The sequence below is a fragment of the Lentilitoribacter sp. EG35 genome, from assembly GCF_040784015.1.
Classification (GTDB): Bacteria; Pseudomonadota; Alphaproteobacteria; order Rhizobiales; family Rhizobiaceae; genus Lentilitoribacter.
The window spans coordinates 1-13,752 of record NZ_JBFNGQ010000004.1; the positions used below are offsets into that span (position 1 = coordinate 1).

14 protein-coding genes and 1 pseudogene are annotated in these 13,752 nt (G+C 44.6%); 8 read left to right on the plus strand and 7 right to left on the minus strand.

Features of this window, described 5'->3' with window-relative positions:
- From AB2J24_RS08530 to AB2J24_RS08545, 4 genes and pseudogenes are all read right to left on the minus strand, one after another.
- A pseudogene (locus AB2J24_RS08530) lies at window positions 1–291 on the minus strand (transposase); the annotation flags it as partial.
- Window positions 292–369: 78 nt separating this feature from the next.
- Window positions 370–2,718 carry a DUF1217 domain-containing protein gene (locus AB2J24_RS08535; RefSeq protein ID WP_367385175.1) on the minus strand — a complete coding sequence of 783 codons (2,349 nt, stop codon included), beginning with the start codon at window positions 2,716–2,718 and terminating at the stop codon, window positions 370–372.
- Between the two features lie 208 nt (window positions 2,719–2,926).
- Complete coding sequence (locus AB2J24_RS08540; RefSeq protein ID WP_162651427.1) at window positions 2,927–3,070, minus strand: hypothetical protein; 144 nt, start codon at window positions 3,068–3,070, stop codon at window positions 2,927–2,929.
- 323 nt (window positions 3,071–3,393) lie between these two features.
- A complete protein-coding gene (locus AB2J24_RS08545; protein WP_367385176.1) occupies window positions 3,394–4,536 on the minus strand; it encodes a YHYH protein in 1,143 nt (380 codons plus the stop codon).
- A 251-nt stretch (window positions 4,537–4,787) separates the two neighbouring features.
- Between AB2J24_RS08545 and AB2J24_RS08550 the strand changes: the two genes are divergently transcribed.
- Genes AB2J24_RS08550 through AB2J24_RS08560 form a run of 3 tightly spaced genes read left to right on the plus strand, consistent with a single transcriptional unit; the run spans window position 4,788 to window position 7,570 of the window.
- Window positions 4,788–6,272 (plus strand): ATP-binding protein, encoded by a 1,485-nt coding sequence (locus AB2J24_RS08550; protein ID WP_367385177.1) that lies wholly within the window; start codon window positions 4,788–4,790, stop codon window positions 6,270–6,272.
- Between the two features lie 7 nt (window positions 6,273–6,279).
- On the plus strand, window positions 6,280–6,963 hold the full coding sequence (locus tag AB2J24_RS08555; RefSeq protein ID WP_367385178.1) for a response regulator: 684 nt from the start codon (window positions 6,280–6,282) through the stop codon (window positions 6,961–6,963).
- Window positions 6,953–7,570 carry a DUF6434 domain-containing protein gene (locus tag AB2J24_RS08560; protein ID WP_367385179.1) on the plus strand — a complete coding sequence of 206 codons (618 nt, stop codon included), beginning with the start codon at window positions 6,953–6,955 and terminating at the stop codon, window positions 7,568–7,570. The genes AB2J24_RS08555 and AB2J24_RS08560 overlap by 11 nt, the downstream gene beginning before the upstream one ends.
- Before the next feature lie 37 nt (window positions 7,571–7,607).
- Here AB2J24_RS08560 and aqpZ read toward each other — a convergent pair whose 3' ends face one another.
- The gene (gene aqpZ / locus AB2J24_RS08565; RefSeq protein ID WP_367385180.1) at window positions 7,608–8,297 is read right to left on the minus strand and encodes an aquaporin Z; all 690 of its coding nucleotides are present in this window, start codon (window positions 8,295–8,297) and stop codon (window positions 7,608–7,610) included.
- Window positions 8,298–8,547: 250 nt separating this feature from the next.
- On the opposite strand from aqpZ, the gene AB2J24_RS08570 reads away from it, so the two are divergent.
- From AB2J24_RS08570 to gcvA, 4 genes are all read left to right on the plus strand, one after another.
- Window positions 8,548–8,709: a hypothetical protein gene (locus AB2J24_RS08570; protein ID WP_367385181.1), complete on the plus strand. Its 162-nt coding sequence runs from the start codon at window positions 8,548–8,550 to the stop codon at window positions 8,707–8,709.
- 231 nt (window positions 8,710–8,940) lie between these two features.
- The gene (locus AB2J24_RS08575) at window positions 8,941–9,198 is read left to right on the plus strand and encodes a YjhX family toxin (RefSeq protein WP_367385182.1); all 258 of its coding nucleotides are present in this window, start codon (window positions 8,941–8,943) and stop codon (window positions 9,196–9,198) included.
- Window positions 9,199–9,399: 201 nt separating this feature from the next.
- Window positions 9,400–9,813, plus strand: coding sequence for a hypothetical protein (locus tag AB2J24_RS08580; protein ID WP_367385183.1), 414 nt, complete (start codon window positions 9,400–9,402; stop codon window positions 9,811–9,813).
- Between the two features lie 445 nt (window positions 9,814–10,258).
- Window positions 10,259–11,188 (plus strand): transcriptional regulator GcvA, encoded by a 930-nt coding sequence (gene gcvA, locus AB2J24_RS08585; RefSeq protein ID WP_162651419.1) that lies wholly within the window; start codon window positions 10,259–10,261, stop codon window positions 11,186–11,188.
- 80 nt (window positions 11,189–11,268) lie between these two features.
- Here gcvA and AB2J24_RS08590 read toward each other — a convergent pair whose 3' ends face one another.
- A complete protein-coding gene (locus tag AB2J24_RS08590) occupies window positions 11,269–11,394 on the minus strand; it encodes a hypothetical protein (protein WP_367385184.1) in 126 nt (41 codons plus the stop codon).
- 163 nt (window positions 11,395–11,557) lie between these two features.
- Here AB2J24_RS08590 and AB2J24_RS08595 point away from each other — a divergent pair, with 163 nt between their 5' ends.
- Entirely contained in the window at window positions 11,558–12,265 is a 708-nt protein-coding gene (locus AB2J24_RS08595; RefSeq protein WP_367385185.1) for a VIT1/CCC1 transporter family protein, read from the plus strand.
- Here AB2J24_RS08595 and AB2J24_RS08600 read toward each other — a convergent pair.
- Window positions 12,262–13,752 (minus strand): NAD(P)H-hydrate dehydratase, encoded by a 1,491-nt coding sequence (locus tag AB2J24_RS08600; protein WP_367385186.1) that lies wholly within the window; start codon window positions 13,750–13,752, stop codon window positions 12,262–12,264. The genes AB2J24_RS08595 and AB2J24_RS08600 overlap by 4 nt on opposite strands.

The window sequence follows — 13,752 nt, forward strand, 5'->3', positions numbered from 1 at the left end:
TCAAATAAGTCGCATCTATTGAAATAGTTATGGTATCGGGTACTTCGGCAGCAAGGCCATTCATGATTTGAGTGAATATGCCTAAATCGCTCCAACGCTTCCAACGGTTGTACAAAGTCTTGGCAGGCCATATTCAGAAGGTGCATCACACCATCTTAACCCATTGCGATTAATGAATATTATTCCGCTAAGAACGCGAAGGTTATCAACACGAGGCCGACCGCGGCTCTTCGGAAAATAAGGCCGTAGCCGCAGCATTTGAACCTCAGTTAACCAGTAAAGATTGCTCATTATAAACTCCATCTTAGTCAATAAAATGAATCAGAGCTGATGTAACTTTGCAAGATAATTAATGGGTCCTGAGCCTAGCTAGCGGGCGCGATATTGAGCAAAGCTTGCAAGGGCTTCTGCGCTAAATGATGTTGTGCCGCTAAAAGCCTGCACGACAGGGTCATAACTGCCATTTTCAATGTCATGTAGCGCTAAAAATTTAGTGACGAGTTCTCTTATCTTCTCTGGTTTTTGAAGGTCTTCAGCCTTGATATATCGCTCCATCAAGGCTTTTTGTGAATCAAGACTACCGGATGCCGTTTCTGCCGGAATTGAAAGTGCTGTCCGCATAAAATCACCGAGGGCTTTATCAGCAAGAATTTCAAGAAGTGATGAAATTGATGGTGCTTTACGTTCAAAATAAAGTGCTAAACGCGCGCCAACGCTATCCACTCCGGCTTCTTCTTCAATCGACTGGGTGATGTAAAAATTCTGCGTCTCGGCTAAACCGCGGTTATTTTGGGCACCGTTTGTTTTGGCAGAAGCGACTGAACCATTTTCATTGAAGTTAAAAGAGCCAAAGATCTTTTTGTAACGAACGTCTGTTTGTTGATTAAGAAAACTCTTTGGGTCATTCTGGTCAGACATCAAAAGTTTTTTGAGGAATTCAGGCTTTAACTCATCTGTTTCTAGGCGTTCGGATTTGGCAAGGAAATCAATTAGTTTTTGATTTTTTACAAGATCATCTATCGTATCGATTTTGGCAATTTCTGCACGATAGTATTTTACGTCTTCATTCGCCTTTTCTTTAGTCGATTTTGTGCTGTCAAAGCGCGTTAGTTCTACATAATAAGCTTTGGTTATGCGCGTTAACTCATTTTCGGATTGGGCTGATCTTGGCGTTGTAATATTTCCTTTTGCATCAAAATTGAATGCCTTAGCCAATTGCCTAAATCGATCATCACCTGATTTGTTTACAAAACTTTTGGGATCGCCCAGATCACTGGTGAAAATTGCTTTCAACTCTCTTCGAGTTAACTCATTTTCACCGATACCAAATGCTGTAAGCGCAAAACCTCTCACGCGTTTGGCCGCTTGAAGATCAGATAGAAAATCATCCAGATCAGCTGCCAGTGGCATGTTGCGTTTAAATTCAGCAATCAAGGCTTCATCTTTTGCTTCATCAGCATCATCATATCTCTGAAGATAACCATTCATGGTTGTTTCTATGTCGGCGGCATCTTGCGCAGTCTTGCCAGCAATAACATCACCTGCCACATCAAAATTAAATGATTTAACGAGATTTTGGATTTTCTCCGGCTGAGCAAGGAAATCTGTTCCTGCTGGGTCTGTGGCATATTGTGCGAAGGCGGCACGTAAATCGGTATCATTATATTGCAGGGTAATATCAAACGAGGTTAGCACCATGGTTTTTAAGCGCCGATCGAATATCAGATCATTGAGATCATCAATTGTTGTTATCTTATCTTCGTAGTAGGTTTTATTGATAAGGGCGGTAGAATATGTCAGTCTTGGTTGCGCCAAGACATATTTTTCGCGCACCGCTTTTAGCTGTGTCTCATCTTGCGGCGTGCCACCTGATGGTAAGGTGCCATCGTCTTGAAAATTGAATTGCTTAGACATGTCGATATATTTGTCGGCTTTATCAATATAAAGATTGTATTTAGTTATATCATTATTGACTACGCCTAATCGTGCAACATCCGCAGGGTCAACCGAATTTGTCTGTTTGTCTGCGTTAAGTTTGGCGATCAATGCGGAACGTTCGGCGTAACTGTCCGTTAGCGCGCTATTCCATCCTGTTGATTTTTCGATGAACTCTTTGTAGACATAACTCTCAGTATCCGCCGGATCACTTGTTAAGACATTTTTCGTCGTTTCATAATCAAAACTAGATGGATCGATACCGTAACCTTCGAAGATGTAGTCTCTTACACGCGGGTACTGGAAAATTTGATCAACATTAGTAATTTGCGACATCACTGCACTATAGTAGCGATGCTCTTCTTGAATGTCATTGTTCACATTCTCGATTGACGCGGTGTAGATCCCAATGAGATCATCGCGTTGTTCTGTTGTCTGAACAGTTTTTGTTTGCGATGTCAGGCCAAAATCGAACGCTGCCGCAAGCTCCTTATAGCGTACATCATTAAGGCGATTTGCAAAGCTATCGGCATCGGTGAGGTTACTTTCAAGAACCTTTTTGATTAGGCCTTTCGCATAGGTCATTTCTTCAAGGCCATAGGCCTTCATCGCATAATTATAGAGCCTATCATTATCCATAAACTCTTGGACGGTGTTAACGGACTTAATGTTTTCTTTATAGTAGGCCGCTTCTCGCGAAATAATGCTGTCACCGGCAACGCGATTATATGTTGCAATCTTATCTCGCGTATAAAAATTATAACTCTCAAGGCTCGAGATCATATCAAGGTCACTCTCACAAAAAATCCAGCCACGGAATCAGGTTCCGAGCGAGGAAATTATAAGAGTTGCTGCTTGCCTCAAGCTTTTGTGAGGCTAGCCGTATTATCAGTTCAGATGTTCTTTAAATGCATCAAACGTTAATGCTAATAATTCTCTATAATTTAGGAAAGGTCATCAGCCACTATATGGTGGCTGGTATAAGCTGCCGTTAGCTGAATAGTTTAGATGCGAGCAACAAGCCGCCCAAAACTGTAGTGGTGATAAGAAGAGCATGCATCGTTACTGCTTGCGAATTTTCCTTCGCAGCTATTGCTTTAGCTTTTGCAGTTTTTTGTTGGTTTAAACGAGCCATACTCAATCTCCTTAATAACCTATTCTGATCATATTCTTATGTAAGTTGCAAGCTGGGAATTACAAGATGGTAAAGAATTTAAGTCAGGTGAGGGTGGAGTGTCTAAGCACTAAAGCACGGGGGCGTGGCTTGTACTCAGACACTCCTTGGCCGGTTATAAACAATCACATTAAACTGCCGGCCAATTCGGGTGGTTCTATTTTGGGTGCTGGCTAGAGCTGAATGCCATAAAGCCTAGCCAGCACCTTGAAGGGCTTGGATGAATAATCGAATAGCGGTTCGATTAAATGGCGGTCCAAGCCAATTTGCGTCGCGCTCAAAGTTTAGCGGTTGGGCCGACAGGCCTTTTGCTGGTCGGGTGTTAGAACGCATTGGCCGCTTAAATTTCCGCGCGGGGTTTGAAACGAGCAACTGTTGCCAATAGATGCAGATGCGCAAGCTGATATTGCCTGCTGCGGTGGCCCGCGCCTGCCGCCATTGTTGCTTTGAGCAAAACGGCGGTTACCTTGCTGCCTGCTTCGCGCATTTTGGCCTTGTTGCTTGCCAAACAAACGTTGCAGAAAATTACCTTTTCCTTGCCGTTCGTTGCCGTTTTCCAATGTAGCACTTTGATCGCCGCCGCCTCGTTGACCTCCTTGTTGCCTGTTAATTTGATTTCTTTGTTGATTTCCTTGTTGACTACCGGCGACACCGCGTGGGCCAGAAAAATCTGACGAAACCGTGCCAAATGCGCAGCGCGGGAAGTAAGGGTATGTGTCGGTGGCAAAGTATTTATACTCGCCATTGACTGTCGCGCCGTTGCACTCATCCAGTGACCCAGAGCCTGCTACATATTCAAAGTCCTGATTATAGGTGCCATCATAGGCACCACCGGGTGCAGAAGGGCGGGTGCCTTTTTTCAATTGCCAGCTTGATGTTTGATTTGAACCCACATAGTGAATGCCATGTCCATCGGCGGCATAGCCGATCAGAGTGCCTTGCGCGGCATTCATGATGGATTTTGATGGGCCGTGATAGTGATAAAGACCTCTATTATCTACATGGGCATTGTTTTGGTCTAAGCCAAGCGTGTTGCCGGGCCCCATGCCATCCAGGTTCCAGCCTGATGAGCGATCACGGCTATGTCCACGCGGTGACGATGCGTCATACCAATCTGCGGTTCCGGGGCGAATTGTAACACCGTTGAGCGTAAAGCCTGTTGAACCGCGTAAATCTTTGGCCTGTGAACCTTTACTTGGTGTCATTGTCACGCACAGTTTGGTATTTTGCGTGGAGATAAAATTTGGATTGCCTTTATTGGGGAACTGACCGATCGAATGATCGGGGATGCCATTGGATTGAATGCAGCGCTGACCATTGCTGGTTGTGATTTTGACTTGATTGGTGGCGCTGATTGCTTTGGCAGTTAATGCGCCAACTGCGAGTGCGGAACATGCAAGCAATGCGACTTTTGTGTTTTTCTTCATGATATTGCTCCTTTGACTGTTTCCAACAAAACCTAATCAGGGGTAATCCTGCTTTGTTGTTGGCATTCAATTTGGCAGGTGAGCATGATGGGAGTTTGCAGGAAATGTGGAGCGAATGTGTAAAAGGACGTAAGATGCACGCGGTATTACCGGTAAAACAAAGTTATTTGCTTCATTCTTGCTTCACATTTATCGATCACAATTTCGATGTAATTTGGAAAAAGCCTGAACTGGTATAGAACACCTTCAAGATGTGGAAAAAATTATCAATAGGTAAGAAACTGTTTTTCGCCATGATGACAATTGTCATTGTGGTGATTGCGTTTGTGGCGTTTTTGCTGACGCTTTCTATGCGGTCCGGATTTGAAAATTATGTGCTGCAAGCCGAGTTTGATCGCTTTGGTCCGGTGATTGACAAGCTGGTTGAGCGTCATGACGCCGCTAATCCTGCATGGCCGGATCTTAAGGACAATAGGCGGGCGTTTAACAGGTTGGTTCGTAGTGAAGCTCCGCGCAATGACCCACCAGCAAGGCCACGTCCGAAAGCACTTAATGAAAATAGTCAAAATAATACTGGCAAACGACGTCCACCAGCCGATCCATTGCAGTTAAACTCGCGGTTGGCGCTGTTGAACCCGCAAGGTGATTTAGTCGTGGGTGCAACATTTAATCCCGCTCATGCCTCACAACGCAGGATTATGGGGGTCGATTCAAATGGCAATGCGCAGCTCATAGGCTATCTGGCCCTTGCAAAGCCAACGCGGATTGCGGGTAATCCATCAAACCTTTTTCTATTAGACCAAATTAAGTTCCTTATCCTGACGCTTTTTGTTGCCTTGTTATTGTCCGCTGGTGCGGCTTATTGGTTATCACGTCAGTTTACACGGCCAGTAGACCGTCTGGTATCAGGCACCAAGCGCCTGGCATTGGGCGAATATGACTTGCGGCTTGAGAAAGCCAGCGAGGATGAATTTGGCAATCTGGTGGAGCAGTTCAATCTATTGGCGGAGCAATTGGCAGCGCAGGAAGTATCGGAACGCAGATGGATGTCTGATACCAGTCACGAGTTGCAAACCCCGCTGGCCGTGTTGCGAGCCGAGATAGAAGCGTTACAGGATGGTGTGCGAAATGCAGATCAAAAAACGTTGGCAACCCTGCATCTTTCGGTCACGCGGTTATCGGCACTTGTGAAAGATATCAGTCAACTATCCCATGCAAGAGAAGGTTATTTGGTTCAAGATTGGGAGAAAACTGATCTTTCTTCGCTGGCACTTGAATCTGCCAATAAAGTGCGTGGCATGATTGAAGAAAAAGGACTGACATTGGAAACCGATTTTGCGAACGATCTGGTCGCAGATTGTGACACCATGCGCATTGGCCAGCTCATTGATAATGTTCTGACCAATGCCATGCGCTATACGGCAGCACCTGGTGTGATTAAATTATCGACAGTTAAAAATGATGACCATGGCGTGATCATCGTGGAAGATTCAAACTCACCTCCGCCACAAGAAGCGATGGACAAACTGTTTGACCGCTTCTACCGCGCTGATCAATCGCGCACGCGTTCGGGCAACAAAGTCGGAGGGTCCGGTTTGGGGCTATCGATCTGTCAGCTTATTGCAAAATCGCATCATGGTAATCTAAAAGCTGAATATTCGCCTTTGGGCGGTATGGCGATGGTTTTCCAAATTCCACTCATCCGCAAAGATGAAAAATTGCACAATAAACAGTGAGACCGATATGACAAAGCACATCATGATTGTGGAGGATGAAGAAGCTCTGGCTGAGGTGTTGAAAGACTATCTTGCGCAAAACGATATGCGTGCAACAATCCTGCTCGATGGCCATAATGCGGTCAAACGCATTTTGGAAGAAGCACCTGATCTGGTGATTTTGGATGTTATGCTGCCGGGTGAGGATGGTCTTTCCATCTGCCGCAAAGTGCGTGATAAAAGCGATGTGCCAATCATTTTGGAAACTGCACGGGTTGAAGAGATAGACCGCCTATTGGGGCTTGAACTTGGTGCGGATGATTATATTTGCAAACCATGGTCGCCACGCGAAGTCGTTGCACGCGTTAAAGCCATCTTACGGCGCACATCACGAAGCAATGACGTGGATGAAAGCGTTTCAGAAGAGGGCGGTTTGCAACTGAATGAAGAAAATTGGAGCGTGTCATTTGATAATCAGCTGCTTGATTTTACGCGGCGCGAGTTTCAGCTTCTCTCCATTCTTTACAAGCGCCCGGGCCGTGTATTCTCACGCGCGCAATTGTTAGAACTTGCATTTCCAGATGATGCGATGGTGTTTGACCGCACAGTTGATAGCCACATAAAAAATATTCGCCAGAAATTAAAACCACATTCGCAAGATGGCGAAATTATTCGCTCTGTTTATGGTGTAGGATATGCATATGATGGATAACAAAGAAACAGAACGACCTGAAATTACCTCAATTAAATCTGGAGATGAACTACGCCGCTGGTATTGGCTTAAGTCCGACCTTATTGGTTATGCACGCATCCTTGGCGTTAAAACAAGCTGTGGCAAATTTGAGATTTTAGGGCGTATTTCACATTATCTCGACACAGGCGAGAAAGAGCAGAAATTTGCTTCAAAGCCCGAAAGTAAAAGGTCCAAGTTTGATTGGCATAGTGAGGTTCTAACCGCAGAAACACAAATTACCGATAGTTACAAGAACACACAGAATGTGCGTCGGTTTTTTAAGGAACATGTTGGTGCCAGTTTCAAATTTAACATCGAGTTCATGGCGTGGATGAAATCCAATATTGGCCGGACATTAGGTGACGCCGTTAATGAGTATCAGGCCATGAAAACACGAATGAGTGATCCTGATTTCAAATCCAAAATAGAGGATCATAACCAATTCAACTCGTATACTCGAGATTTTCTGGCTGATAATCCTGACATGGGAATGAGTGATGTTCGCAAATATTGGGCACTTAAAACAAGTCTGCCATCAGATAGTGGACGACATGAATATGAACGTTCGGATCTGGATTTAAAATAGAACAAGCCGCCAACAATGTTGTCGGCGGCTACATTGTCTAATTGTTGTTCAAAAGCGCCTTCCAAATAATCGCACCAATGGCTGCGCCCACAAGTGGTGCCACCCAGAACAACCACAATTGACCCATTGCACCCGTTTCAGCAAATAGTGCCACCGCTGTCGAGCGGGCAGGGTTTACTGATGTATTTGTCACCGGAATTGAAATCAGGTGAATGAGGGTTAGGCCCAGACCAATGGCAATGGGTGCAAAGCCTGCCGGAGCGCTTTTGGATGTCGCACCCAAAATGATAATCAGGAAAATAGCTGTAAGCACAATCTCTGCGATCAGTGCAGACATCATGTTAAATCCACCCGGTGATAATTCTCCATAGCCATTGGATGCAAAGCCGCCAACACCTGTAAAGTCTGACTGACCAGTTACAATAAGATATAGCACCAGTGCGCCAAGCGCACCGCCAGCCAGTTGCGCAATTGTGTAGGGAACAAAATCCTTCCACTCAAATTTACCAGCAACTGCAAGGCCCAGTGATACGGCGGGATTGAAATGACCACCCGAAATGCCACCCACTGCATATGCCATTGTTAAAACTGTAAGGCCAAACGCAAGTGAAACGCCCATAAAGCCAATGCCAACATCAGCAACCCCAGCGGCAAGTACGGCACTACCACAGCCGCCAAAGACCAGCCAAAATGTTCCAAATAATTCCGCTGCAAGTTTATTTTTCATGATTATCCCCTTTAAGTCCCATGAAATTTGAAAATGTGAGATAAACGCCTCTTGGCAAATAGTAAAAACGCATTTGAGTATTGTGCTTATAAGACTAAGCAAACAGAAAGATGATTTTAAAACTCAGTTTCGTTACGAATCGATCACTCTTAAATTGTATCTGATTTTAATGTTTAATCCACATTCTCTCCACAAAGGGCACAAACCAATTCCATGTTTAACCATCATGATAGAGTTAAAGGAGTTCATGATGGAAAAGCGTTCGTTCCCCAGTGTATTTGTAAATGTGTTCGCAGCTGCAAGCATCATAGCAATTATTATGCTTATTACTTTAGGCAGTTTTTCCCGCCTGCAACAAGGTGCAGAGCATACGCAAACCATGATTGGCAATGAAATTAATGATGCCTATTGAAATGAAAATACTGTGAGTTTCTGTCTTGCAAATTTAAAGCTATACAGATATTTTACCTGCACCTGAGGCTCTTCTCAGGCTACGGAGTTTTTATGTACCACTCAAATGAGAATGTGCGCTAACGCCAGTTCCGGCGTTTAGGGACATTGTAATGTGAACTGAACCGAATGCCCAAAATAAATGGGGTGTTTGGCACGTTCCTTATGTTCTACATAAAATTCGAGAATTCCATTGAATATTTCAAAATATGAGCAACGTGTTCTACACGTTTTGGCCCAGGGTGGGGCCATTGAATATGTGCGCAATAAAAGCGGCAAAATCACTGAAATCACTTGTTACACCAGAGAAGGCTATGTGCTGAGCGATTGCACATTGCCAGTATTTATGCGACTCAAAAAACGACGCATGATTAAGTCTGTCAACGGCAGACCTTACAGGATTACCCGGCTCGGAACGACATCTGTGCACGGGCAGCTTGATAATCAATAAGGTGAAATATCTGACCTTCAAGCCATTATATTTTATCGGGTTTGATGTGTCAGTTTTCAGGAAAAATATCACCACCGGAATATCTGATTTCGGTGGTGATTTTCATGTCTCCAAAAAAATGAAAATAATTTTGAATAAAACAAAGACCCGGTGCGTAACTGTTTTGTGGCTGGCAAATGCTGGCACCTAAATTGGAGAAATATGATGACAAACAAAGCACTTAAAATCGGTACACTTGCAGCACTGGGCGCATCTGTGCTCATCCTTTCAAGCAACATTTCATTTGCAGGTCACCACTTAGCAAGTGAAATCAAAAAAGCTGAGACATCAGTTGGCACAGTTCTAACCAATGCGGAAGGTCTAACGCTTTACACATTTGATAAAGATGAAGCGGGCAAATCCAACTGCTACGATAGTTGCGCAACCAATTGGCCACCAATGCCTGCAGAAGCGTCATCAAAAGATGAGGGCGATTTCACCGTGGTTAAACGTAAAGACGGCACGTTCATGTGGGCACATGATGGTCAGCCACTTTATACATGGGTTGGCGATAGCGCTAAAGGTGACGTAACTGGTGATGGCGTGGGCGGTGTCTGGCACGTTGCCAAGCCGTAATTTGCTGCCAAATTATACAATATGAACAACCAAAAGCGGAGAGTTGCTCTCCGCTTTTGGCTTTTGGTGGTGGGGCTTAATACTCATTTCCATTTTCTACTAAAGGTCCATCCTGAAAGGCATTTCTATGCGGGATCTATCTAGTTTGTGAGCGGCGTTATCATGAGAAATTCCAATATCTTTCAGTTGGTAAGCATTTAGTTCTGCAATTCCATCGCGCTCACGTTTGGCTTTCCCTCGTAATTCGAACATGTTCAAGATAACTCGAATTTTGAGTAAAAAATCGTTTAAAAATAAGATATTATAGTGAGAACTTGTTCTGTATTTCATTTCAACATCTTTCTCAATTATGATTATTTGATATTCAAAATGCCTAATTATAAACTTGTTCGCAAAGCATCATTTCTCTATAGTGCATTAGAATTTCTCATGCGCTTGGTGTTTTATGTCCAGAAAATTACCCTCAATGAACGCGCTGGTTGCCTTCGAAGCAGCAGCGCGGCACGAGAGCTTTACAAAGGCGGCAGAAGAGCTTTTTGTCACTCAGGGAGCCATTAGCCACCAGGTCAAAGCGTTGGAAACGGAGCTGGGTCTGAAACTGTTTCATCGACGACCGCAACAGTTGGTTTTAACCAATGTGGCGCGTGATTATCTGATTGTTGTGAGAGATGCGCTGGACCGTATCGCGACAGGAACAAACACTCTGATTAAGCGCCAAAGTTCCGGTGTGTTGACGGTGAGTATGCCACCAAACTTCGCATCCAAATGGTTGGTTCATCGCCTAGGGCGCTTTGCTGAACTTTTTCCGCAAATTGACCTACGCATAAGTGCATCAGAACATCATATTGATTTTGCGCAGGTAGATGTAGATCTGGCTGTAAGATATGGTGTTGAAGCTGAATTAGGTTACAAATCAAATTTGCATTTGACCAAGCTCTACACAGGAGGCGTGTTTCCGATCTGTAGCCCCAAATATATGAGCGGTGAACACTCTTTGAATGACATTAACAATCTCAAACACCAGAAGTTACTTCATTTTGAAGATCGTAAGGATTGGCTAAGGTGGTTAAATATTGCGAGGATTGAAGACGTCGATGTTTCTCATGGTCCGGTGTTCGATCAGGTCAGCATGATCATAGATGCGGCGGTTGAGGGGCAGGGCATTGCCTTGGCACGGGGTGGTCTTGCCACACGTGATCTGATTTCAGGACAACTTGTTCGTCCATCAAAATTAGCATTGAAAGTTGAGTCCGCCTATTGGATTGTATGCCCACCAGCAACAGCTAATCTTCCCAAAATTGAGTTGTTTCGTAATTGGCTTTTACAGGAAGCTGCGCAGGATGAAGCAAAACTTGCCAAGCTATATTCGGAATAGAAGATCAATCTAAGGTAACTTTACATCACTGTAGATCGGTTCCATTCCCAATTTTCAGGTTGATAGGTTTGTTCACCAAATTACGTCGTTTTTGACGACTGCTTCATCGCGTTTGCGATTTGGATTAATCCAGAATGTATTGCACCGCCAATGATGCATGAACCTACAATTATTCCGACGAACAGCAAAATTGATCCAGTTTCCATCCATATTCTCCTTTCGTAAAATCTCATATATTTGTAGCAACATTGCGCGTGCGCACAAGCAAATGTTGGGGTACAAAAAATGCACTCATTAGAACTTGATCTAACTCAATGGGCATCGCAGCCACATTTGCTAAGCTTCCATTGAATGGGATAGGGTTGAAGCATGGAACATGGACATAGCGTTGATGAGATAAAGTCTCGCATACTTGATAAATCAAACCGCACGGACCTACGGGACTTCGTTTATGGAAGCATTGATGGCACAATCACAACATTTGCTATCGTAGCAGGTGTTGAAGGTGCAAATCTATCATCCACAATCATCATTGCTTTGGGTATTGCAAATGTTCTTGCTGACGGGTTTTCCATGGCTGCAAGCAATTATAGCGGTACAAAAACCGAGCTGGATGATATGCATCGGCTCCGCCAGATTGAGAAACGCCATATCAAACTTTATCCCGACGGGGAACGCGAAGAAATTCGCCAGATTCTAAAGCTCAAAGGGTTGAAAGGCGATGTTTTGGAAGGCGCGGTTGACGCCATTACGAGCAATCATGAACGCTGGATTGACCTGATGATGATCGAGGAATATGGCATATTGCCTGAAAAGCCGGAACCGCTTAGAGCAGCCATTATCACATTTTTCGCCTTTGTTGTTTGTGGGCTTATCCCGCTGGCGTCATACATTATTGGGCTTGGCAGCCCTTTTGTTGCAGCAATAGTGGCAACAGGCGCTACGTTTTTTGGCATTGGCGCACTTAAAAGCCGCTGGTCATTGCAACATTGGCTATGGTCTGGCTTTGAAACATTGCTTATCGGCGGGGTGGCCGCAGGTCTTGCTTATTTTGTTGGCGCTCTATTTGCAGCTTAAAGACCAGCAGCGAGGCGATGATAATCAAATAAGGCAGTTTTTAAACCTTGATCAAGGTCACTTGCGATTAAGCCAGCGCCAACATTTTGGCTCGCTTGTCCGTGAAACCAAACAGCTGCACAAGCGGCCTCAAATGCAGGCATTCCTTGGGCAAGTAAGCCAGATATAGCACCCGTTAACACATCGCCGCTGCCGGCAGTTGCTAGCCAGGGTGAGCCATTATCCGATATCGCGACGCGTCCATCAGGTTCTGCGATAATTGTGTCAGGGCCTTTTAAAATAATCGTTGCATCTACCATCCGCGCGGCAAGTCGCGCTTTCTCAATCTTGCTGCTAGCTGTTATTAGGGATGGGAAAATGCGATCAAACTCAGCCTCATGGGGTGTAAGTACCGTATTGTTGACTCGCATATTAATAGTATCATGCAAAACTTGTTGCGCGTTAGAAAACGCAGAAAGCGCACCAGCATCTAGAACCACAGTTGGTCCGTGGTCAAGAATAGCCAAAACAAGTTCGCGCGTATCCTTGTCAGGTGGCAGGCCCGGACCAATGCAATATATGTTCATTTTTGGATTACCAACCAAATCTGCCAGGTGTAAATTCGTATCCAGTGGAGTAAGCATTAACACATCGGATCTTGCCGCATGTGCTGGCAGCGTAGCCGATGTTGCTGCAATGGTAACAAGGCCTGATCCCATGCGCAGGGCCGCTTTTGCTGCCAGTCTTATGGCACCGGATTTTTCAATAGAACCGGAAAAAGCCAGCGTATGCCCGCGATTATGTTTGTGTCCCATTTTTTTAGGAGAGGGCAGCATATCCTCCCAGAGTTTGGGGCTATTATGAAATGTGCTTGGCGCTATGTTTTCCAAAACATTTTCAAGTATTCCAATCTGACCAACAACAACTTTTCCGCAATGCTCTTGTCCTGGAAATAGGATATGACCCGGCTTTTTTCTAAAAAATGTAACGGTTAAATCGGCTTCAACCGCACATCCTGCGATTTGCCCGGTTTCTCCATTGATACCGCTGGGTAAATCAATGGCCATAATTGCAGCACCAGATGCATTGATCGATGCAATAACATTTGCATATGGGCCGGTAATATCTCTTGTTAATCCAGCGCCAAACATCCCGTCTACAATCAGGTCATACTGATCCCATTGCGGGTTTTCAACTTGTAAAACAGAGCTGGGAATTTGGTCAAATGCAAGGCGCGCATCACCCGATATTTGCGATATTTCGCCAGCAATATAAATACTAACTTTGATGCCAGATTTAACGATTTGTTCGGCCAGCACAAATCCGTCACCACCATTATTGCCAATACCGCACACAATCAAAATATTTTGTGCATCATGAAAGTGGCTGCAAAATGCATCGTAAAGTACGTCTCCGGCATTTTGCATAAGCTCAATGCCGGGGATGCCGTTTTGAATGGCTAAATTATCCGCCATGGCCATTTGATTAGGTGTTAGTAACTCATTCAT

Bases quoted from the DNA above. Each gene is read 5' to 3' on its own strand.
- AB2J24_RS08535 (WP_367385175.1), bottom strand. From the start codon at position 2,718: ATGATCTCGAGCCTTGAGAGTTATAATTTTTATACGCGAGATAAGATT.
- AB2J24_RS08540 (WP_162651427.1), bottom strand. From the start codon at position 3,070: ATGGCTCGTTTAAACCAACAAAAAACTGCAAAAGCTAAAGCAATAGCT.
- AB2J24_RS08545 (WP_367385176.1), bottom strand. From the start codon at position 4,536: ATGAAGAAAAACACAAAAGTCGCATTGCTTGCATGTTCCGCACTCGCA.
- AB2J24_RS08550 (WP_367385177.1), top strand. From the start codon at position 4,788: ATGTGGAAAAAATTATCAATAGGTAAGAAACTGTTTTTCGCCATGATG.
- AB2J24_RS08555 (WP_367385178.1), top strand. From the start codon at position 6,280: ATGACAAAGCACATCATGATTGTGGAGGATGAAGAAGCTCTGGCTGAG.
- AB2J24_RS08560 (WP_367385179.1), top strand. From the start codon at position 6,953: ATGATGGATAACAAAGAAACAGAACGACCTGAAATTACCTCAATTAAA.
- aqpZ (WP_367385180.1), bottom strand. From the start codon at position 8,297: ATGAAAAATAAACTTGCAGCGGAATTATTTGGAACATTTTGGCTGGTC.
- AB2J24_RS08570 (WP_367385181.1), top strand. From the start codon at position 8,548: ATGGAAAAGCGTTCGTTCCCCAGTGTATTTGTAAATGTGTTCGCAGCT.
- AB2J24_RS08580 (WP_367385183.1), top strand. From the start codon at position 9,400: ATGATGACAAACAAAGCACTTAAAATCGGTACACTTGCAGCACTGGGC.
- gcvA (WP_162651419.1), top strand. From the start codon at position 10,259: ATGTCCAGAAAATTACCCTCAATGAACGCGCTGGTTGCCTTCGAAGCA.
- AB2J24_RS08590 (WP_367385184.1), bottom strand. From the start codon at position 11,394: ATGGAAACTGGATCAATTTTGCTGTTCGTCGGAATAATTGTAGGTTCA.
- AB2J24_RS08595 (WP_367385185.1), top strand. From the start codon at position 11,558: ATGGAACATGGACATAGCGTTGATGAGATAAAGTCTCGCATACTTGAT.
- AB2J24_RS08600 (WP_367385186.1), bottom strand. From the start codon at position 13,752: ATGAATGAGTTACTAACACCTAATCAAATGGCCATGGCGGATAATTTA.